Annotated in this window: 19 protein-coding genes and 1 CRISPR repeat array (1 of these 20 running past the window's edge); of the genes, 6 read left to right on the top strand and 13 right to left on the bottom strand. The window is 36.5% G+C overall.

The annotated features are described in order from the left end of the window. Window positions 1-8: 8 nt before the first annotated feature. On the bottom strand, window positions 9-566 hold the full coding sequence (locus EE116_RS11220) for a metallophosphoesterase family protein (protein ID WP_122874556.1): 558 nt from the start codon (window positions 564-566) through the stop codon (window positions 9-11). On the opposite strand from EE116_RS11220, the gene EE116_RS11225 reads away from it, so the two are divergent. After that, window positions 552-911 (top strand): hypothetical protein, encoded by a 360-nt coding sequence (locus tag EE116_RS11225; RefSeq protein ID WP_163028071.1) that lies wholly within the window; start codon window positions 552-554, stop codon window positions 909-911. The genes EE116_RS11220 and EE116_RS11225 overlap by 15 nt on opposite strands. Here the strand turns inward: EE116_RS11225 and EE116_RS11230 are convergent. From EE116_RS11230 to EE116_RS11235, 3 genes are all read right to left on the bottom strand, one after another. Next, window positions 908-1,753 (bottom strand): SIR2 family NAD-dependent protein deacylase, encoded by an 846-nt coding sequence (locus EE116_RS11230; protein ID WP_122874558.1) that lies wholly within the window; start codon window positions 1,751-1,753, stop codon window positions 908-910. The two genes, EE116_RS11225 and EE116_RS11230, sit on opposite strands and share 4 nt — an antisense overlap. 64 nt (window positions 1,754-1,817) lie before the next feature. Beyond that, a complete protein-coding gene (locus EE116_RS13150; protein WP_338120544.1) occupies window positions 1,818-1,952 on the bottom strand; it encodes a hypothetical protein in 135 nt (44 codons plus the stop codon). Then, window positions 1,927-3,306, bottom strand: a complete 1,380-nt coding sequence (locus EE116_RS11235; RefSeq protein WP_338120545.1) for a DUF2779 domain-containing protein — start codon at window positions 3,304-3,306, stop codon at window positions 1,927-1,929. The genes EE116_RS13150 and EE116_RS11235 overlap by 26 nt, the downstream gene beginning before the upstream one ends. Window positions 3,307-3,489: 183 nt before the next feature. Here EE116_RS11235 and EE116_RS11240 point away from each other — a divergent pair, with 183 nt between their 5' ends. Continuing rightward, window positions 3,490-4,248: a hypothetical protein gene (locus EE116_RS11240; protein WP_122874559.1), complete on the top strand. Its 759-nt coding sequence runs from the start codon at window positions 3,490-3,492 to the stop codon at window positions 4,246-4,248. Between the two features lie 694 nt (window positions 4,249-4,942). Here EE116_RS11240 and EE116_RS11250 read toward each other — a convergent pair. Then, window positions 4,943-5,290, bottom strand: a complete 348-nt coding sequence (locus tag EE116_RS11250; protein WP_122874561.1) for a hypothetical protein — start codon at window positions 5,288-5,290, stop codon at window positions 4,943-4,945. Window positions 5,291-5,786: 496 nt separating this feature from the next. Here EE116_RS11250 and EE116_RS11255 point away from each other — a divergent pair, with 496 nt between their 5' ends. Then, on the top strand, window positions 5,787-6,584 hold the full coding sequence (locus EE116_RS11255) for an agmatine deiminase family protein (protein ID WP_122874562.1): 798 nt from the start codon (window positions 5,787-5,789) through the stop codon (window positions 6,582-6,584). Between the two features lie 14 nt (window positions 6,585-6,598). Here EE116_RS11255 and EE116_RS11260 read toward each other — a convergent pair whose 3' ends face one another. Continuing rightward, window positions 6,599-7,537, bottom strand: a complete 939-nt coding sequence (locus EE116_RS11260) for a hypothetical protein (protein WP_122874563.1) — start codon at window positions 7,535-7,537, stop codon at window positions 6,599-6,601. A gap of 103 nt (window positions 7,538-7,640) precedes the next feature. On the opposite strand from EE116_RS11260, the gene EE116_RS11265 reads away from it, so the two are divergent. Further along, window positions 7,641-9,098 (top strand): hypothetical protein, encoded by a 1,458-nt coding sequence (locus tag EE116_RS11265; protein WP_122874564.1) that lies wholly within the window; start codon window positions 7,641-7,643, stop codon window positions 9,096-9,098. A 212-nt stretch (window positions 9,099-9,310) separates the two neighbouring features. Here the strand turns inward: EE116_RS11265 and csm5 are convergent, their stop codons facing one another. Genes csm5 through EE116_RS11300 form a run of 7 tightly spaced genes read right to left on the bottom strand, consistent with a single transcriptional unit; the run spans window position 9,311 to window position 14,819 of the window. Further along, window positions 9,311-10,354 carry a type III-A CRISPR-associated RAMP protein Csm5 gene (gene csm5 / locus EE116_RS11270; RefSeq protein WP_122874565.1) on the bottom strand — a complete coding sequence of 348 codons (1,044 nt, stop codon included), beginning with the start codon at window positions 10,352-10,354 and terminating at the stop codon, window positions 9,311-9,313. Continuing rightward, entirely contained in the window at window positions 10,344-11,246 is a 903-nt protein-coding gene (gene csm4, locus EE116_RS11275) for a type III-A CRISPR-associated RAMP protein Csm4 (protein ID WP_163028072.1), read from the bottom strand. The genes csm5 and csm4 overlap by 11 nt, the downstream gene beginning before the upstream one ends. Beyond that, window positions 11,231-11,866 (bottom strand): type III-A CRISPR-associated RAMP protein Csm3, encoded by a 636-nt coding sequence (gene csm3 / locus EE116_RS11280; RefSeq protein WP_122874567.1) that lies wholly within the window; start codon window positions 11,864-11,866, stop codon window positions 11,231-11,233. Before csm3 ends, csm4 begins: the two co-directional genes overlap by 16 nt. A gap of 9 nt (window positions 11,867-11,875) precedes the next feature. Next, on the bottom strand, window positions 11,876-12,280 hold the full coding sequence (gene csm2, locus EE116_RS11285) for a type III-A CRISPR-associated protein Csm2 (protein WP_122874568.1): 405 nt from the start codon (window positions 12,278-12,280) through the stop codon (window positions 11,876-11,878). Beyond that, window positions 12,277-13,794: a type III-A CRISPR-associated protein Cas10/Csm1 gene (gene cas10 / locus EE116_RS11290; RefSeq protein ID WP_122874569.1), complete on the bottom strand. Its 1,518-nt coding sequence runs from the start codon at window positions 13,792-13,794 to the stop codon at window positions 12,277-12,279. The genes csm2 and cas10 overlap by 4 nt, the downstream gene beginning before the upstream one ends. Continuing rightward, window positions 13,787-14,617 (bottom strand): CRISPR system precrRNA processing endoribonuclease RAMP protein Cas6, encoded by an 831-nt coding sequence (gene cas6, locus EE116_RS11295; protein ID WP_122874570.1) that lies wholly within the window; start codon window positions 14,615-14,617, stop codon window positions 13,787-13,789. The genes cas10 and cas6 overlap by 8 nt, the downstream gene beginning before the upstream one ends. Then, on the bottom strand, window positions 14,598-14,819 hold the full coding sequence (locus tag EE116_RS11300) for a hypothetical protein (RefSeq protein ID WP_163028073.1): 222 nt from the start codon (window positions 14,817-14,819) through the stop codon (window positions 14,598-14,600). The genes cas6 and EE116_RS11300 overlap by 20 nt, the downstream gene beginning before the upstream one ends. A gap of 603 nt (window positions 14,820-15,422) precedes the next feature. Between EE116_RS11300 and cas1 the strand changes: the two genes are divergently transcribed. Both cas1 and cas2 read left to right on the top strand, forming a co-directional pair. Next, window positions 15,423-17,657 (top strand): CRISPR-associated endonuclease Cas1, encoded by a 2,235-nt coding sequence (gene cas1 / locus EE116_RS11305; protein ID WP_122874572.1) that lies wholly within the window; start codon window positions 15,423-15,425, stop codon window positions 17,655-17,657. Next, window positions 17,657-17,932 carry a CRISPR-associated endonuclease Cas2 gene (gene cas2, locus EE116_RS11310; protein WP_122874573.1) on the top strand — a complete coding sequence of 92 codons (276 nt, stop codon included), beginning with the start codon at window positions 17,657-17,659 and terminating at the stop codon, window positions 17,930-17,932. Before cas1 ends, cas2 begins: the two co-directional genes overlap by 1 nt. Before the next feature lie 446 nt (window positions 17,933-18,378). Then, a CRISPR array of direct repeats spans window positions 18,379-19,591; the repeat unit is 37 nt; unit sequence ATTTGAACAAATTTGACCCGATCTAGGGGATTGAAAC; it runs 958 nt beyond the window's last position.

Here is a 19,591-nt window from a genome sequence, read left to right on the forward strand (position 1 = left end):
CTCTGTGGTTAAATTTCTATAATATTAAGCCCTAGGCTTGAGTTATATATCTTGCAGTTGCCGATTTTATCGACTCTTGATAGCGGATCATGCACGTGCCCGCAAAGGATGATTTTTGCTTTTAGCAGTCCGTGCTTTAGCGCCCTATAAAGCTCTTTATCGCCAAAATCCCTACCGCGCTCTATAGCCGTTTGCGTCCGAGTTGGCGGCATGTGCGTAAGCAGAATGTCGCACTCCGCAAAGTCCAAAATATCACTACAAAAATAAGGAACGCAACCAAATTTTATCCCTTCAATCGTCTTTATATCGCCGTCTGCGTAAATATTTGGCATCCTCATCCATGCGGCATCGCTAGAGCTGTCTACGTCGTGGTTGCCGCTACATACAAAGATCCGTCCTTTAAAATTTTCAAGCCACCGCCTAACCCACGCCTTTTGTCCTGCGACGTCTTTTTGGTTTTCATCTATCAGATCGCCGCTTATGCAGCAAACGTCAAATTCTAAATCTAAAATTTGATCAAATTTGGCCTTATCAAAGTGCAAATCACTTGCGTGCAAAATTTTCATCTCGTTTCCTTTTTTAGCGCATATCTGGACACGGTTTTGTCCGTTTTAAAATATATAATTTTATCAAATTTAACCAAAGGAGAAAGGACGATCAAATTTGACGTTCATTGCAGACTAAGCGAACTCCACGCTAAATTTAAAAGCGGCCTTGAAGTACCGACGGCATCCGTAAAGTCGCTAAAACTAGAGTTAAGCTCGGGCGACGAGATCTCGCTTTTAGCTATCGTCAAAGCGGTAAATTTGATAAAAGGCGAGCTAAAAACGGACGCCAAATTTAACTTCGTAAATCAGATTTCGCCGCTAGAAAACGGCAAAATATCGGCAAATTTTGCGCTCCTGGTTTAACCCAGGAGCATCCTTAATCCCTCAAGTCCTCCAGCCTTTATCGCCATGCCTCGATATGCGCTCACGTGAGTATCTACCGGATTTATGCGGATTAGATGAGCCATTTTAAATCTTTTGGCCATCCTTTCTCCAAAAATTCTGATCGTTGGTACAGCAAGCCCAGCTCCGATCTCGATTATGACTATGCGCGAGTTCATATTATGGCTAAGCCACGCATCGTACTTTTTGCGCTGCGCCCAAGCCCTTTTGTGGTTAAATTCGTGATCGTAAAACATAAGGATATTTGGGCGACTCACGCATCCGCACTCAGGGCAAACGGGCATCTTTGTAGCGACAAATTTTTCCTCGTCCACTTCGACGCTATTTTCGTCCATATTCCAGATATTTCCGTCATCGTTGTGTATACACTGGGCGTGATGTATGGAGCCGTGGATCTCGTAGATTTTATCTTTGTCAAACCCAGCCTTTTCAAAGTGCCCGTCGACGTTTGAAGTGTAGATAAAATAATTCCCATTTTTGGCTTCGCAAAGATTTTTTAGTAACGTAAAGCCCTCGTGAGGCTGGGTTTTGTTATAAAGCTTTAGCCTGTGTCCGTAAAACGCCCAGGCTAGCTCAGGGCTGCTAAAAAACCACTGCGGATTTGCCATTTCCGTAAAGCTTAAATTTTTATCCTTTAAAGGCGAATAGGCTTTCCAAAAGCCAAGATCGCCTCTAAAATCAGGCAGTCCGCTATCTACGCCCATGCCTGCTCCTGCCGTTATTATGACCGCCTGTGCGTTTGCGATGATCTCTTTTGCGCGGAGTGTTGTATCGTGTGCTAGCTCAAATTTGTCACTATCCATGTTGCCTCCTATGGTTTTAAATACCTAATAGGCATTATAGCCTGCAAAACGGACACTTTTTTGTCTATTTTGTTACTTTACGCAGTTTTTCCAAAACCTTAACCATAGCTAGAGTATCTAGCTTGCAGTATGCTAAAAGTGCCTTTTTAATCATGTCTTGCTCGTCTTTAGTTTTATGTTTTAGTTTTTGCGTATTCACTCATAGCCTCTCCGCCGTTATGTATAAGATCAAGACTAGAATATGCGCTCTCGAAACTAGGAACTATGGCTGGCAACACCTTCTTGATGGATGAACTTCCGCACATTTTTGGGTGATAATAAAATTTCTTTGCAAACGGGATTTCAAGGTCTTTGATGTTGCTATGTATATTCATAAGATGAGATGATAATTGCGGAAACAGTGTGGCCAAATTCTGTATCACTCCCTTTTCAAAACTAGCATGATAGGCTAGCACGCAGGCATCTTGTGGAATAAATTTGATCAAATTTAGCGCCAGCTCATATCTAGGATCGGCTCTGACCTCGGCTAAAAACTCAAAATGCTCTAAATTTCCTTTGCCATAATCTTTGTGAATAGAAAACTGAAAAGGTATCTGCTCATACGGACTAAGGCCTATAAACTCGGGCACAGCCTGCTGAAAGGTCTCAAAGTCAAGATGATAGAGCGGATAGCTAAGCGTGTCCAAAAACTCCTTAATCGCTACTTTATCAATAAATTCCTTCCCATTAATTTGGGCTTTTATTTGTACTTGCTGATTTGTGTTAAAGGCGTATATATCTTTGATGTCCGCAATATTCACTATCCCATCTTGATAAAGCTTGGTCGCTTTTTGCTTACTGATCTTTGCGATATTAAAAACAGAAGTCCCATCAGGTATATTTCTTTGTTCATGCCAGCAGTAATTCATTCTGTCACACTCATAAGGCTTAAAACAATGTACCCCTATATCTAAATTTGGCTCAACGTCATCGCCTATAGTCCTTTTTAGCTTTTTGATGTTTTCAGCTACTTTGCTTTGCATAGATACAATTCGATCCGTTACATCATTTATAACAAATAGCTTATCAAGCTCTAGTTTCTCGCCGCGAATGTATTGATTATTTAGATGTATCACATTAACGCGCTCCACCTCATACCCCAGTGAGCTAATGACATAGTACTGGATGCTCACGTCATCTATATAGACATCGGACAAGCTCGTGCTGCTTTTTACTTCATTTATAATGAGCTTTCCATCAACGACCTGCAAGATATCTACCATAACCAAAATTTCATCAAAACAAAATGTCGCCTCAAATATTGCTTTTTCGCCGTTTTTGATAAAATTCTCAGTTTGGGCTATCTTTTCATCAAAGCTGCTACCATCAAATTTTATCCTTTTGCCACCGCCAAATAGCTCACAGGCAAGCTCTCCGACTATGTTTCCGGTCTCAAATACGGCAGGATCCGTATTTTGTTCCAAAACATCAGGCTTATACTTTTTAAGCCAAAGCGACTTTGGACACTGAAGGCCTCGTACGTAGAGGGATTTTGATAAAAATTTATTGCTCATTTTTCTGCCTTTATCAAGGATTTATTATGCTTTTTTTAAACTCTATTTAAATAAAATAGCTTTGGTTTATAATTTTAGCATAAAAAATGGACATTAAATGTCTATAAAAAGGTGTATAATTTCAAATAATTAAAAACCGGACGCAGTCATACGTTCGAAAATAAATTTTAAAAGGAAATAAAAATGGCTTTACGGTTAGAGATTTCAGGCGTGGCACATGAAGTGCAGTTAACTGGATTTAACAGAGATGAATTTGATAATGCCATCAGGAAGCTATCATCCCAAGAAGGCTCTTTCTCCGAACTTTTTGTAAACGAGCAAGAATGGGGTGGAGAAGAAATAAATCATGATTATTGCATAGACAATATTAATAAAGATGTAACAATCACATTAATAGATGAGGACGATGAAAGTGATGAGCTAGAATGCTCTACTGGAGTTCTACGCAAAATAGAATGTCTTGAAAACTATGATAATAGTATCTTTGATAACCATTCACACTTTATATTTCTGTATTCTACTGAAGAAGGCTTTAGGGAATCCTATACTTTACCAGAGTGCATAACAAAGGATAGCTTTGATATAAGTAATATTTTTTATCTAGTACCGAAAATTAATCTCAAAGCAGACGAAGACTGTGTTACAGAGGATGCAATAAAATCAGGAGCATTGTTTTATATCGATGCCAATCAGAGGTATGAATTTATAAAGAAAAATATCAAAAAAGTCAAACAACTAGACGATAGAAGCGATTTTAGCCTAGATGACGATTATGACGACGACACTTGGGAAGAGATCATTGCAGATCTAATGGTGGAATACGATGACTGCTTAGATGAATACAGGCTTGAATACAATGAAGATCAGCAGTCTGACAATATGAGCATAACTGCAATCTCCATTGACAATAATGGCGATGTTGTTGATAAATACTCACTTTAAACCAAAAGCATATCTTTCTTTTTTGTGAAGGTATGCATAATATTTTTTACTTTAACTAAGGGAATTTTTATGGAGTTTAATGATTATAAAGAGGCATATTTGAAATACAAGGAAAAGTTTTTCGAAGATAAGATGTCAATTTTTTACTGACAATGTGAAATTCTTGGTAGATAATTTCATAGAAAGAGAGATACTAGCGATAAAGATTTTGATGAAAAGATAAAAGAACAGCTAAAAGATGCTAGCGATGATGTGATAGACCTTATGGCAAATATTATTTGGCTTTGGAAATTACCACCCATAAAAGCAGATAGAGAGGGTAGCGTTGAGACTTTTTTCAAAAATTTCAATAAAGAAGTATTAATAAACGGCAGTTCTAATTCATTTCTAGAAAATTTTGACGGATTTGCTAAAAGCAGGCAAAATACTACGACCAACAAGCTAAACTCATCGCTTTTTACTCCACTAAACCTGTTGATTCTATCTCAAGTTAAAAGTATAAAACCTTGATTGATCATAGCATCTAATTGTTTTGGGTTTTACTGGCGCAAAGAGAAGTAAAATCGCTAAATTACTCATGCAGGGATTTTTCATCCCTGCTATATTAGTACGATAAAAATTTTACCTATCTTGAAGACTTTTTATACTGGACCAATGTGATCTGGCACCACGCGTTTTATCTTGCGAAACAGCGTTATTTATTTAAGAACTTAACTAATTCATCTTTAAAATGATCATCATCATACTCTTCGCCTAGCGCATCATATGTTAGCTCGAAAGACACATTGCCAACATACGCATTTACTCTTGATGTATAAGAAGTCGGTTTTTTGGTAGAAACTTCAATATTTAGATATACCGGCAAAAAAGAGCCTTGCTGATCAAAATTATTTCTAGTAATAACACATTTTTCGTTTAAATATGCATTGCAAAATTCTAAAAACTTAGATCCCAATTCGTCTGCTAGCTCCCTTTGTGTGTTAGCTAAATCTATAAACTGCTCAATTATTGGAGCTGTTTTAACAACTTTTTTCTTTGCCATTTTTTCTCCTTTGTTTTAAAATGTTTAAACTTTTTTATTTCTTTGTCTAAATAACTTTTTGTAAAAATATACGTGTTTTTTGGCTAGATAAAAATGTCCATTTTTTAGATTTTTAAATTTAAGCCACAAAGCAACCCTACTTTGTTTTTAATTTGGTTATGCTCCTCTGAAGCCTTGCCCATTCTGCTTTTAGCTGCCACTCTTTTGCTATCACGCTCTAAAAATAAGCCCCCCTGCTCCTTTGTAATAAACTCGTCTAGGCTATTCCAAATTTGCAAGTGCTCTTGTTAAACATGGCCAAGTGCCTTTTTATAGCTGTTTTGTGTTAATTTTTGAGCTGCTTGCAAAATCACTAATTATCCTTTTTTTATTTTTATCGCCGATACATTTTTTGCAATATGTGAAATTATAATGAATAAATCGGACAAAAAATAGTCCTTATGTGCTAGTAGAATTTGTCAAAATCACAATAAATTCTTAAAATTTAGGAAAAACAGTGAAGCCGACTATTCTTATTTCCAATCTTTTAATCAAAAACTACGTCAAAATCACCGATGCTTTGTGCTCTATCCTTGATAAATACGATATAAAATGCGAAATTTTAGAAACTAAAGACATTTGGATGAGGGACTTTATGCCGTTTTTGCTTGATGATGGGCGCATTGCATCTTACGTTTACGATCCGGACTATCTAAAAAGCGATAAGTATAACCACCTAAGAACCAAAATCCGATATACAAGCAACCATATAGACTTAGTTATAGACGGCGGAAATTTCGTAAGGCATAAAAATAAAGCCATAATGACCGATAAAATTTTTAGAGAAAATCCATCAAAAACAAAAGCCGAGATCATGGAGACTATAAAGCAAAAATGCGCGCTAAATGAGCTCATCATCATACCAAGGCAGCCATACGATATGCTAGGGCACGGCGACGGCATGGTGAGATGGATAGATGAAAACAGCGTGCTTGTCAATGATTTTTCAAACGAGAGCAAGAGTTTTAATGATAGGCTCGTAAGGGTCCTTAAAAAACATGGCTTAAAGATCAAACTTATGAAGTATGGCGAGGGCTTTTTTAGTAAAAAGAGAGATTGGGGCGCTTACCTAAATTTTATTAAAATAAACGGTCTTTTGATAGTGCCAGTATATGGGACAGATGACGACTATGTCGCGATAGAGCAGATCAAGAAAATTTATGGCGGTTACAAAGTAGAGACGATAAATTTAAGCGAGATCATAGAGCTTGGCGGAGCGCTACACTGCATAACGGCGGAGAAATTTGGGCGGTAGAGTTACCGCCTTAATTACTTCTCTATATCTGGCTCCATGTTTTTATCAAAGCCAGTTTTCCAAATTTCAGAGTCACTGTCGAATTTGACTTCCTTTTTTGGGTCCAGTTTTTTTAAGTAATCATTCCAAAATTTATTTATACCTTCAGCGATAGGCTTAAAATCGCGTGCTGACAAAAAATCACTTTTTGCATTATTGCAAATGTAGCAAGCTAGGGCGCAATTTTCTTTTGTATACTCATTTTCGCCATCCGTCGTTTTTATACGCTCTACTTCCAAAAATTTTCCTCTTGGTCTGGCTTTTTTATATTGGGTATTTTCTTTTTTAAAATATTCTTTTAAATCAACTTCTTCAACTCCGCAATAACAGCATTTTTTCTCTTGATTACTATACCAATTAAAAAAATTTGCCATTCCTTTAAATCCATCCAGTCTTGTATTCTTAGTACTTTTTGCAGCTTTTTCGGATTTTGATAGAGCTTTCCAGCTATTAAAAAACCCTTCTTTTATCTTTAGTGCCTTTTCGGATTTTAAATCATCTACTGTCAATGTATATCTGCTATTTTTTATATTTTTACGTATATCATAAAAAGTTTTTTCTAATCTATAAATTTTTGAATTTTCTATATCAAAACATCCAAAGATGATCTTATTCATTTTCTCTACTCCGCCAAAAACACTTTTCACATCTATGTTTGCCATATCCTGTTCCTTTTCAATAGGAAAAGAAAAATTATACTTTCCGTCTTTAGTTTTTTCAGCGCTTTTTACGAATAAATGCTCGCTTTCGACATAGAACCAATCTAAATTCTTTTTGTTATTTTTTTGATAAATATCGACAAGTTTAAAATCATCTTTAGAAAAATCCAAATTATTGTAGTTAAGTAAAATTTGGGCTCTCGTTGCAAGAGAAATTTCTTTCCAATCCTCTTTTTGTATATCATTTTGCGCCATCTTCTCTCCTTCATAGATTTTTGCCATTATACCAAAAAACGCAGACACAAAATGTCCAATCTAATCGGCTACAATATACCATAAATTCACACAAGGATACGACATGAAAAAATACGCGAAAATACACATAAAAACTGCAAAAACATATGCAATGGCGATAAAGGAAGCTGGACCACAAGAGATAGATTATAAAGCGTTGGAATCAAGTAGCGATCCGCTAGAAAAGTTAAATTTTACTCAGGAAAATACGCTACTATTACCAATCCTAGATAACATCTATATCGGCAAAACTCAGCATTCAAATACGAGGGGTCTGTATACTTATGATATTTTTGTGGAGATTTACGAAAATGGCATACAAAAAGACGCTAAGCATTTTTACGGTCACGAGGCAAATAATTTTTGTTATGATACGTTTTTTCCAAATGAATTTTTAAAATCTAAAAACAACGATCAATCTTCCATAGTCAAACTCGATGAGATAGGCGCTAGCGAAACATTTTATGAATTTGAACTTGAGCCAAAAGAAAAATTTGATATAAAAAATTTGTTTATTTCAAACATGCCTTTGAGCGTTTTAGAGCTTGATGGCGAATGCGCTTTAAAAGGAGTGTACTACGTAAAAAACCTAGCCGACTACATACAAAAGCTACATTTAAACGAAATACTCGTAGATACCGTAAATTTTGAGGATAGATTATTTTGCGAAATTAGTGAACATGATTTATTTCAAAGAGCCGCCAAAAGAAATAATTTCATAAAAGAGCTAGAAAAAATCGAACTAAAGCAGATAAATATAAAAACAAAAACGAGCATTAACCAAAGGTATATTATTTTTATGACTAACGGCTTTTTAGTGGAAAAATACATCAAAAAGGACTATAACAATGGCGTAGATATCTGTATAGAAGGCTTTGGAGCGCGGTATTTTGAGTTTGGAAGTATCAAAAAAGACAATATCGATATGATAGGCAATATATCTAAAGGCAAGTATTATAATATTTTTGGGTGTTACGAAGACAAGATGTTGTGCGTTTATCCGAGTAATGCAAAATTTTTAATAGAAGATAAGCAGATAAAAGATTGGGAGAGGCTGATTTTTAGGATCCCGATTAATGACTTACCAGATAACGATCACATGCTATACACAAGGAGATCGAAAGAAGAAATAGTAAAGATAGCCTTTAATATCCCACTAGACCGAGATAATTTTGCATTAGATGATTTATATATAATTGTTTATAGTTTGCCCATAAAAGATGACTTTAATATAATCGGAGGTTTTTACCATATACCTAAAGCCATAGCAAAACACATAATGGACGTATGTGGTAAGCAAGGAGAGCTAAGGGATCATATAGAGGAAATTTTTAAAGAGATTGAGAAAAATTGGAGCAAGAAGCATTACTTTGGGGTTGGTCAACATACCACTATTGAATATTTAGATAATCTTTTTAATGCCCTTAAAATAAATACCATATGCGACAAAATAGAACCAGATGAGTATGATGTAAAAATATATGACGGCGATATGAATGTTGCAAAAAAAATAAAACTTTAGTTTTTGTTAAAAACCCATAAAGTGACCTCATATGCCTAATTGTATAAATTCTCTTGTCACTTTAATCAAATCACCATTTCTACTCTTAGAGTTTTAAATATACGGTAAGCTTGTTGGTACGTTGATTTGTTTGCTTATATGATTTACGGTTTTATATATTTTGTACACAAATAAATATACCAAAATATGCTTACCTCCCCTACATTAACTATTTAATTATCTTCTAAAATTTCGCAAAGTAGCCATCCAAACGGCTGTTTATTTATAAGCCATATAGTAGTTTCCTCGCCTCCAAAAGATGGTTTTTGCCCTTTACCCTTCATTATTTTTATCTTTCTCACGCCATCTACCGTAACAGCCCTTGCGCCACTATGTTTACCAACTCTCAATAAAAATTGATTGTCTGAGAGTTTTAAATTTTCATATTTTTCAATAAACTTTTCAGATAGTGCTTCCCGCGTAAATTCATCTGTTTTATAGCTAAATTGAGAGGTAAATATCGGCATATAGTGAGAGTTGCAAGCTGCTATTAGCTCTTTTATATTAAATTTACCATTTTCTATCGTAAATACCGTCTCAAATTCACTTTTTGAATTTATTGCCTCATATCGCACTTTCACACCTTTACCACCATCGTCATCCTTGGAGGCCCTATTTCTTCTTATATTTACCGCATCGGCGACAAATGTGTGCGACTGTATAACATTACTATCAGCAACCGAGAAATTACTAAAATATTCTTTTGTGTCATAATTTCTTGCTTTTTTATAAAGCATTTCGCCGAAGGCTGTCGTTATTGCACCTTTTAAAGAGCTACCAGGGATTATAGCTTTTTTAAGATTTGGAGATATAAATGTTTTTTCGATGATAAGATGATTTATAACTTTTTTACCACCACCTTCTTTTTGTACTGCCCTGCCTATTTTTTCCCTATATTCCTTTGCTACTTTTGGGGATACTAAAATCTTTTGAAAAGATTTTTTCTTAGCCAAGGCACTTTTGTCTTTTATAAATTTCTGCAATGCAAACAATGCTTCTCCAGACAAATTTGAAACTATTTTTCCGAATTCCTCTTTAGACTTATCATCAAGTCCTTTAACAAATTCAAATTCATCAAAAACATACATATAATCCTTGCCGTCTTTTGGATCCACATCTATGACATAATTCATAGGTTCATAGGCCTCGCCGGTGCCTATATGTATCGGGCTTATAGGTTTTAGTTTTATCTTATAGTTTTTAGTTTCATTGCGCATTTTTTATCTCCGTGGCTATTAGTATGCTATATCCTTGGTGTACCGTGTTTGCATTTACAGAGTGCCCGCTTATAGCTTTTCCTAGATACTCTTTTTCACAAATTTCATCATATACTACCACGCTACTGCTATCAGCCATTAGAATAGGACTTTTAAAAGGATTCGTGTTTGCAAGCCCTCCGCCATGTTTGCCAAATCTCGTAAACGGCTCATAGAAAAACTCTTTTAAATTTTCATCATCTATTACAACAGGGCTAAGCGTCATAAAAGCATTTGAGCTCTTTTTGATAGCTACTTTTTCAAAAGTACTATACTCAAACGCTCCTTTGCCTATGCTAGCTCTCTTGCCGTAGCCGCTCTTAGATACAACATCAAGCGCTTTTTCTAGCTCATCAAGCTTAAATCTATCATCTAGCAAAAAGTAGATATCTTGCTTGCTAAATTTCATCTCCACCAAAGCATATGGCGCAAATTTACCGCTGTCATCGGTTGTAAACGTGAGATAGTTTATGGAGTTTTTGATCGTTGCATTCTTTGTTAGCTCATAGCCGATCTCACCACTTGTCTTAGCGTTTTTGAAATTTCCGCTTTGCAGATCCTCTATGCTAAGCCAAATTTTCTTTCTATTTTCTTTTTTTAGATCCAAATTTTCGCCCAAAAGGTGACTTGGCATGCTAGGCTTTGGCAGATATCCGCTAGCAAAACCATCAGAGACTATCAAAAACGGCTCTTTGTCGTAGATGTTTAGTAGCTCGTTTAGTCTATCTTCTCCGAGTACATATCTGATCGCCCAGCAAATTTGCCCAAACAAGGTATCGCCTTTTAACGGCGTAGTAAAATTTGACTTAGGCGTTATGGCAGTTTTATAAAGCGTCATTATTCCCACTCCCACTCGAATTTAACCCTTCCGTAACCTCTTGAGCCGCTACCGCCTAGATAATCGTTTTCTATTAGCTTAAGTCCGCTCTCAACCATCTGTTTTAGCTCGTTTTCGTTGTCGTTATAAGGCTCTTTTTCATCAAAAACTTTTAGTCTGATAACTAGATCAAATTTTACTCCAGCCGGCACGCGCTCGATCTGGCGCGGGTGCTCAGCAGTTCCGCTTTCTCTGTTGATCACATTTTCATATTTTGCTTCGCTTAGTTTTAGACCTTCGCTCTCTTTAGATAACACGCAATCACCCACGCTTATTCTAGTAATGCCAAATTTATTCTCTTTATCGCCAAAAATTTTTAGTAAATTTTGTGCCGATTTTTTATCTGGATCTGGGACTTTTTCTAAAATTTTAGAGTTAAAAACCTCTCCTTCGCCATAACTAACTAGCCTATTATTCCATTCTAGCAAGCTTCTCATTTTGCCTTTTAGCGAGCTTCCAGGGATGTAGGGCTTATTTGTGTTTATATCTTTTATCACTTGCGAGTCTATACCACCTATCTTCATAGTATCATCGCCGCCACCTATATGAAGTCCGCTTAAAAGCTCTATTTGTCCCTTTAAAGTTAAAATTTTCATATTCTCTCCTTATTTTTTAGAAAAGCCGATAACGGCCTCAAAAAAGAGTTTAAATACCCTTAGATCATCTTTTGTTGCCACCTGAGCCACACATTTGTTTATCATCTCAACGAATTCATTACTAGAATGTTTTCTGGCGTTTGAATAAGCCGCCTTTGAATTTAGCATCTTTACAAACGGCAAAATTTCGCTAAAGTCTTCGGTGTTTGATTTTTGCTCTAACTCTATGACATAGTCATAAAATGCTCTCATTTGCGTAGCTTTTGTTCCCGATATTTTTTCAGCAACCGTTTTTGCCGTTACATCAAACAAATTTGGATCTTTTTTGTAGTCTAAAACGATTAGCGGCAAAGAGTTTGCTTGCTGTTTATTGCCGGCATTATAGTTACCACCGCCATTTCTGTATCCATTCATCGCTCTCTCCTTTTATATATGTATTCACAAATAGCCATTTTGCTCTCCTTGGGATTATTTTCTATCACATTATTTAGCATAAGAAGTAGCTCATTCATATCGCCACCCCCTTGTTTGCCCTGCATATTTCTAGTAAAGCTATAACTTAGCTTTGACTTCCATATTGTATTTCTTACGTCCTCGCATACATTTTTGCTCATCTCGCAAAGCTCAAGCAGCCTATACAAAAACGCTGTGTTGTCTATATTAAATTTCACAAACTCATCTAAAATTTTACTTCTGACGCTTAAATAGCTATCCCATTTAGCGGTTTCGCCAAAGATACTGATCGCGTCTTTATCCTTCATCTCTTTTGAGCTCTCTAGCCACTTTTCGCTAGTTTGTGCCAGAAAGCTTATCGGCGTAGATGGTTTTGCCAAAATGATGCCAAAAGATATGCTTAAGCCTTTTGTCTTTACAAATTTCATAAACTCTTGCCTTACAAAAAGAGCAAGTTCTATCATCTGATCGTAGCTTCCAACTATCAGCAGATCATCTCCGCCGGCAAAGACCGTATAGCTATTTTCAAATTTTTCTTTCATCTTTCGTGGCACGTATAGAGAGAAAAAGTTATTTATCCCCTTTGAAAATGTGTCAAAATTTGCAAAACTTTGCGTAACGTCGCTATGTTTTATGAAATTTCCCATATTATCCACGTCGGCTTTTATCACAGCGATCGCGTTATCTCCGCGCGATTTTTTAGCCAGATCTTCAAAATCCACTATCTCGCCCGCCTCTTTTGCGACGTATGATCTTATATTTTCCATTATCTCAAGATCAACGTCCATAAAGTCTATGCCTATAGCTTTACTATTTATCTTTTTGCTATCGCTAGCTAGCCTCTCGCCAAGACGCACAAAGGCACTGCAAATTTCGCATTTATCGTTATCATGTGCTATTTTTCTTATGTTGCAAATTCTGCAAAGAGTTTGATTTGTTATGCCCTTATCATATGAAAGCACCGGCTCTTGCTCTTTTAAATTTAGCTTTTTAAATTTCTCTAGCTCAACAGCCTTGCTGATCTTATCTCTTAGCTCTTTGTATCGCCCAGGCTCTGCAAAGTCTGCTCTCCCACACTCCACGCAAGATAGACCAACGCCGCTAACGCCAAAGAATTTTTTTATAAAGTAAGTATTTACGACGCCTTTTATCTCGTTAAAAACCGCTTGGTCAAATTTAGGCGATAATATCTCAAATTTACCGGCTGTGCATGATAAAATGCATTTTTCATCTATGCCAAATTTTTGGCATATAAATTTAGCCAAGACCGCCATAAAAAGCTCGCAAAATGCGGATTTCGCCCTTAGCACTTTAGCCGCGTTTTTTGAGCCGAGATTATCAAATATAAATTTTTGTATCCCGTAAAAGTCCCCGCCGATCAAAAACATCCTATCTTGTAATATCTCATCTATACTCTTAGAGTCTTGCTCCAAATTCGCGAAATCATCGTTAAAATAACTGCTAAATTTACTCATTCATATCCTCCGTTTCTATTTTTCCTAGTCCAAAAACAGTTTGCTTCCCTGCGCCTATTATCTCGCCTAGCTTTAGTAGCTCCATGCACTCTTTGCTAACGCCTTTTATCTCCAAAGAGCCTACTAGTCCGCCAAAATTCATAGTAGTATTTTGCCTATTACTACGCCTAGTTAGCTCCACGTATCTTAGATCCTTTTTGGTTATTTCGCCTTTTACTTCAAATGGCAACGCCTCATGATCTTGTCCAAAGAGGCTTAGCCTTCTTTGGTAGATGGAGTTTAATATCTCTTTTAGACTTATATTGTCATTTTTTAAAAAAACATTCTCTTTTTTTATCCTTAGCGGTGTTACAAATTTGACCTTAACGTCGCCACTACAGCCATCAAAGCTAAATTCTTTCACATAATCTCTAGGCAAGCTTATCTTATCGTCCTTTAGGCATGCGCTACCATTTACATACATATCAAATTTCTCGTATTTGACCCTATCTTTGCCAAGACCATATCTTTTTAGCATCATATATGCCGCAGAGGCTATATACGGCAGTTTTTCGCACGCATTTCCTAGCAGAACTATACCAAAATCGTAAATTTCAGCGCCTAGCTCAAAATCGAGTCTATATCTATGGTAGCTATTTTTCTTTTCATAAAAGTCGTAGTATAAGCAGCTCTCATTTGCAAAGCACTCGCCACACTTGTATGACGGGTTTATACAGCTCACGCTTTTTAGCGCATAACCAAAAGCTCCTCTCACCTGTGAACCGATAAAAAACGGCGGATTTTGCGGCGATCTAAACAGCACTCTAAGCTCGGTATATCTCATCTGCGCCACCTATTTTCACATACTCAAAAAGCTTGCACTTCACGCTCTCTTTTGCGCCATTTTTCGTATTTGTTTTTATGAAATTTTTAAGATTGGATATAAATTTATTGAGATCTGGTAGTTCTAACGGCATGTCAAAACCATTCCTTGCAGCCCTTAGCTCGCGAGAAAATATCAAAATCATACTAGTTTCGTTATTCACTTTACCGCTCAATTTTTAATTTCTGTTATTATACATAAATTAAAAATAAATGTTTATTATTTTTAAGCTTTTTGCTTAAAAATTATTATTTTTTACATTTTTACGCACGCCCATATCTGTTTTATTTAAATTTTTAATTTGCAAACTTATTTAAGATGATAAATGCCTATTTTAGAGGTTCCTTTACTTGTTATTATTAATTTTATGAAGTTGGTATTTTTTAAATACCGCAATTTAAACAAATTTGACCAATCTAAGGGACGAAAATGCTATAATGGCAGCAAAAGGTGTAAACAGCGGAAATACCGATCAGCTCGATAAGCATTGAAGGCAAAATGGCAGGCATGATATGACATAGCCAAACATAAAGTCGCCGCCAAACTAAAAATTTATCGCCAGATATCTATACGAGCATTTAGAAATCGGCAGACTATTCTTAACAGCGATGTAAAATCTATTCAAAAGGTCACACATGAGACTTTTTAACGGAAATAAACAGATTTCTTTAAGCATATATGAACTAAAAGAAAATAGCAATTTAGCAAAATTTACCACACATATAGATAATAGAAAAACTCTACCTATTTAAAGGCGGGCATCAATATGTTTACCAAAACCTTAGAACAGATATTTACCAAAAACGCTTTAAGCTCCGCCTTTGACGAAATTTCTGCAAATTCTCTGGGCTTAGACGAGATCTCATATGCAGACTTTAAGAAAAATTTTGGCCAAAACGCAATCTATCTCATGCGTTCATTAATAAACGGCACCTACACGCCAGAGCCGCTAAGAAAGATAAACATCCCCAAAGAAAATCGTAGCGGAGTAAGACCCATAGGCATATCCTCCATAAAAGATAAGTTGATTCAAAGAGTTTTATACTCGGAGTTAAATCCATATTTTGACGAAACGTTTTTATCAAATTCCTATGCCTATCGTCCAAATAAATCGACTTACAAAGCCATAAATAGAGCTAGTAATTTCATAAACGAGGGCTACTGCTGGATACTAAAAGCCGACGTAAAAGACTTTTTCGAGTCGATAGACCACTCAAAGCTACTACAAATTTTACAAAAACATATAAAAGACGCAAAGATCACAAACCTTATCTCGCTCTTTTTAAAAACCGGCGGATTTTTAAAGCGCGATTTTAAAGAGCATAAAATCGGCGTGAACCAAGGCGATATCCTATCTCCTATGCTATCAAACATCTATCTTGATTTGATGGATAGATTTATAAACAAGACCACGGATAAATTTGTCAGATATGCGGACGATTTTATCGTGTGCTTTGCAGAAAAAGACGAAGCGACCGAATTTGAGCAAAAACTAGATGACTTTTTAAAACTACTAAATCTATCTCTCAACAAAGAAAAAACAAAAGTCGTAAACATAAACGACGGTTTTGTCTTCCTAGGCGTTCGTTTCTTTGGTAAAAACCGCTGTGTAGATAACGACAAAATTCAAAAGATCATCTCAAATTTACACTCCGCAAGCAAAGAAAAATCAAATTTTATCGACTATATCGATGAGATAAACGCCATCTTGCTTACGCTTAAAAACTACTATCTAAAGATCATACCGCCAAACTCGCCGCAGATAACGCAGATAAAAGAGCATCTCATAGACTCTTTAGCCCAAAAGATCGCCCTATACAAACAAAACAAAAGCATAAATTCAAAAAAAGAGTTCACCCTCTATCTTGAAAAGATCGACTTTGGAGTATTATTTGGTCAAAACGAGATAAAAGACAAGATAACCCTAGCCATAACAAAAGGCTATGACAAATATCTATCTCAAAAAAGCTACAACAACGACTCCCGCAAGATAAACCAAAAGCGAAATTTCTACGCAACCAAGATCGCTTCGGATTCTACGCTTCATATCAATCAGATCGGAGTCCATCTAGGTCTTAGCAAAAACAAATTTGTCATAAAACAATACGGCAAAATTTACAAAGAATTTCCCATCTCTAAAATTTCACGCATCATCGTTGATAGCGAACACATCTCGTTATCTTCTGCGGCGATCTGGCGCTGCGCAAGAGAAAAAATCCATATCGACTTTATAGACAAACACTACGTCCCATACGCCACTTTGCTAGCTTACAACAGCGTCTCTACTCAGACTACGCACAAGCAAGCCATGCTCCTAAACACGCCGGCCCAGCTATATCTCGCCACCTCTTTTGTCGAGGCAAAGATAAAAAACCAAACCAACTACCTAAAGTACCTAAACAAATACCACAAATCCCTAATCCAAAACATCCAAAAACTAGAAAATATCCTAGTAAGAAAGCTAAAATACGCCAAAAACGCAAACGAGCTCATGGGGTTTGAGGGCTCGGCTGCGGCCATTTACTGGGACGGCATAAAGAGCATATTACCGCTAGAATTTGAAAAGCGCATAACATTTGGCGCCAAAGATATCGTAAATTCATCGCTAAACTACGCCTACGCCATACTCTACTCCAAAGTCCAAGAGTGCCTATATCTAGCAGGGCTTAGCCTACATATCTCATTTTTGCATGCGCTTGACAGCACAAAGCCGACCCTAGTTTTTGATATGATAGAGCAGTTTAGGACTTTTATGGTAGATAGAGTCATAGTCTCGATGCTAAACAAAGACGAACCAATCGCACTAAACAAAGAAGGGCTTCTCACCGACGCTTCTAAAAAGCTCATAGCCCAAAACATGAAAGAAAAACTCGGAAGCTACACCATGTGGAAAAAAGAGTCTTGCAAATGCGAAAACATAATCATGCAAGAGTGCTACGACCTAGCTCGCTTCATAAACGGCGATAGCAAAAGCTATAAGCCTTTTGTAGGAAAATTCTAATGAAATTCGTCATCGCCTACGACATACAAAACGACAAAAACCGCAAAAAGCTCTCCGATATCCTAGAAGGTATCGGATATCGCGTAAATTTTAGCGTCTTTGAGTGTGAGATAAATGAAACCAAGCTTAAAAAGCTGATCAAAGACGCCAAGCCTTTGCTAGATGTCAAAACCGATAGCCTAAGATTTTACAGACTATGCGAAAACTGTGTCGGCAAAAGTTTTGAGCTTTGCAACAAACCAGCCATCTTTGAGATGCAAGAACTCTTTGTCTAGCTTATACCATTCTTATGTTTTCTCTCCAAATTTAGATTTGCGAACTTTTTTAGCTTAAATTTGCCACTTTTTGGTTAGAATCTCGCCAAATAAGTTCGCAAATGTCTATATTTTAAAATATACTCTTCTACATTTGCGAACTTTTAGTTGTGCTTAAGTTTAGGATAACGTATTTTAGGCTATTGCGAAACTTATATATCGCTTAGAGTTCGCAAACCTATAAAATTTGAAAATTTTAAAAGAGATTTGCGAACTTTTTTAAGATGACAAATGCCTAAATTTGGGGGTTCTTTAACTTATCATTGTTAAATTTGCCAAGTTAGTATTTTTTAATACCTATACATTTGCGAACTTTTTTGAGATTTTTGCGAATTTTAGGTGTTTTAAAAGATGTTTTCTTAAATAAATTTGTTAGTTTTTATTTTGCGAGAATAGTCTTTTAGGCTATTTGAACAAATTTGACCCGATCTAGGGGATTGAAACGGGACAAAGCCTCATAATAGCACGGCGCAAAGCACCATTTGAACAAATTTGACCCGATCTAGGGGATTGAAACGTTGTAACCCTGCGTTGCAAGCTTTTCAGCTTGTTCGTATTTGAACAAATTTGACCCGATCTAGGGGATTGAAACGGTGTTAAGGAAATTTTCCCTAGCACCCTCAAGTAAGTCGCATTTGAACAAATTTGACCCGATCTAGGGGATTGAAACTTTCTTTCCTCGGGAAGAGAGTCAACGATCTCTTCCAATTTGAACAAATTTGACCCGATCTAGGGGATTGAAACCTTACTCTCTTTCTCTTCTGGAAGAGACTTTACTACCTATTTGAACAAATTTGACCCGATCTAGGGGATTGAAACAGTATGACTTGCACTCGCATGAACGACGTTCATGGTAGCAAGCAAAATTTGAACAAATTTGACCCGATCTAGGGGATTGAAACTGGTCCTGTTACCAACCAAAGTATGGTTGGAAGAAATATAATTTGAACAAATTTGACCCGATCTAGGGGATTGAAACTTCTTTCGAAAGGACCTTCCTTCCTTTCGGAGGGAAGCATTTGAACAAATTTGACCCGATCTAGGGGATTGAAACGACTTCATCGTCATCAGCTCCTTCTGGAGCAACATAATCATTTGAACAAATTTGACCCGATCTAGGGGATTGAAACAAGAAATGCCTTACCATATTTGCCATTCCATGGCACAATTTGAACAAATTTGACCCGATCTAGGGGATTGAAACTTTGCTCTTTCCCTCACCTGTGGCAAGCCACAGTAGAGTTATTTGAACAAATTTGACCCGATCTAGGGGATTGAAACTCTGTATTTGTTTCTTTGGTAACATAGTTCTCAAGCAATTTGAACAAATTTGACCCGATCTAGGGGATTGAAACTCTTTCCTGGACCAGTAATAGCCCATAAGATTGTATTTGAACAAATTTGACCCGATCTAGGGGATTGAAACGGTAAAAACATAAAGCATAAAATTACTTCTAGCATTATTTATTTGAACAAATTTGACCCGATCTAGGGGATTGAAACTTATTTAACTTTGCCTTACCTTCACCAGTCATAACCCATAAATTTGAACAAATTTGACCCGATCTAGGGGATTGAAACTCAAAGAACGCTTTTCCGAAGCGTCCATTCCAAGGTTGG

The sequence above is a fragment of the Campylobacter showae genome, assembly GCF_900573985.1.
Taxonomy (GTDB): Bacteria; Campylobacterota; Campylobacteria; order Campylobacterales; family Campylobacteraceae; genus Campylobacter_A; species Campylobacter_A showae_E.

What these genes read in the sequence shown, in the direction of transcription:
- EE116_RS11220 (WP_122874556.1), bottom strand. Translation starts at nt 566, where the DNA reads ATGAAAATTTTGCACGCAAGTGATTTGCACTTTGATAAGGCCAAATTT.
- EE116_RS11230 (WP_122874558.1), bottom strand. Translation starts at nt 1,753, where the DNA reads ATGGATAGTGACAAATTTGAGCTAGCACACGATACAACACTCCGCGCA.
- EE116_RS11235 (WP_338120545.1), bottom strand. Translation starts at nt 3,306, where the DNA reads ATGAGCAATAAATTTTTATCAAAATCCCTCTACGTACGAGGCCTTCAG.
- EE116_RS11240 (WP_122874559.1), top strand. Translation starts at nt 3,490, where the DNA reads ATGGCTTTACGGTTAGAGATTTCAGGCGTGGCACATGAAGTGCAGTTA.
- EE116_RS11250 (WP_122874561.1), bottom strand. Translation starts at nt 5,290, where the DNA reads ATGGCAAAGAAAAAAGTTGTTAAAACAGCTCCAATAATTGAGCAGTTT.
- EE116_RS11260 (WP_122874563.1), bottom strand. Translation starts at nt 7,537, where the DNA reads ATGGCGCAAAATGATATACAAAAAGAGGATTGGAAAGAAATTTCTCTT.
- EE116_RS11265 (WP_122874564.1), top strand. Translation starts at nt 7,641, where the DNA reads ATGAAAAAATACGCGAAAATACACATAAAAACTGCAAAAACATATGCA.
- csm5 (WP_122874565.1), bottom strand. Translation starts at nt 10,354, where the DNA reads ATGCGCAATGAAACTAAAAACTATAAGATAAAACTAAAACCTATAAGC.
- csm3 (WP_122874567.1), bottom strand. Translation starts at nt 11,866, where the DNA reads ATGAAAATTTTAACTTTAAAGGGACAAATAGAGCTTTTAAGCGGACTT.
- csm2 (WP_122874568.1), bottom strand. Translation starts at nt 12,280, where the DNA reads ATGAATGGATACAGAAATGGCGGTGGTAACTATAATGCCGGCAATAAA.
- cas10 (WP_122874569.1), bottom strand. Translation starts at nt 13,794, where the DNA reads ATGAGTAAATTTAGCAGTTATTTTAACGATGATTTCGCGAATTTGGAG.
- cas6 (WP_122874570.1), bottom strand. Translation starts at nt 14,617, where the DNA reads ATGAGATATACCGAGCTTAGAGTGCTGTTTAGATCGCCGCAAAATCCG.
- cas1 (WP_122874572.1), top strand. Translation starts at nt 15,423, where the DNA reads ATGTTTACCAAAACCTTAGAACAGATATTTACCAAAAACGCTTTAAGC.
- cas2 (WP_122874573.1), top strand. Translation starts at nt 17,657, where the DNA reads ATGAAATTCGTCATCGCCTACGACATACAAAACGACAAAAACCGCAAA.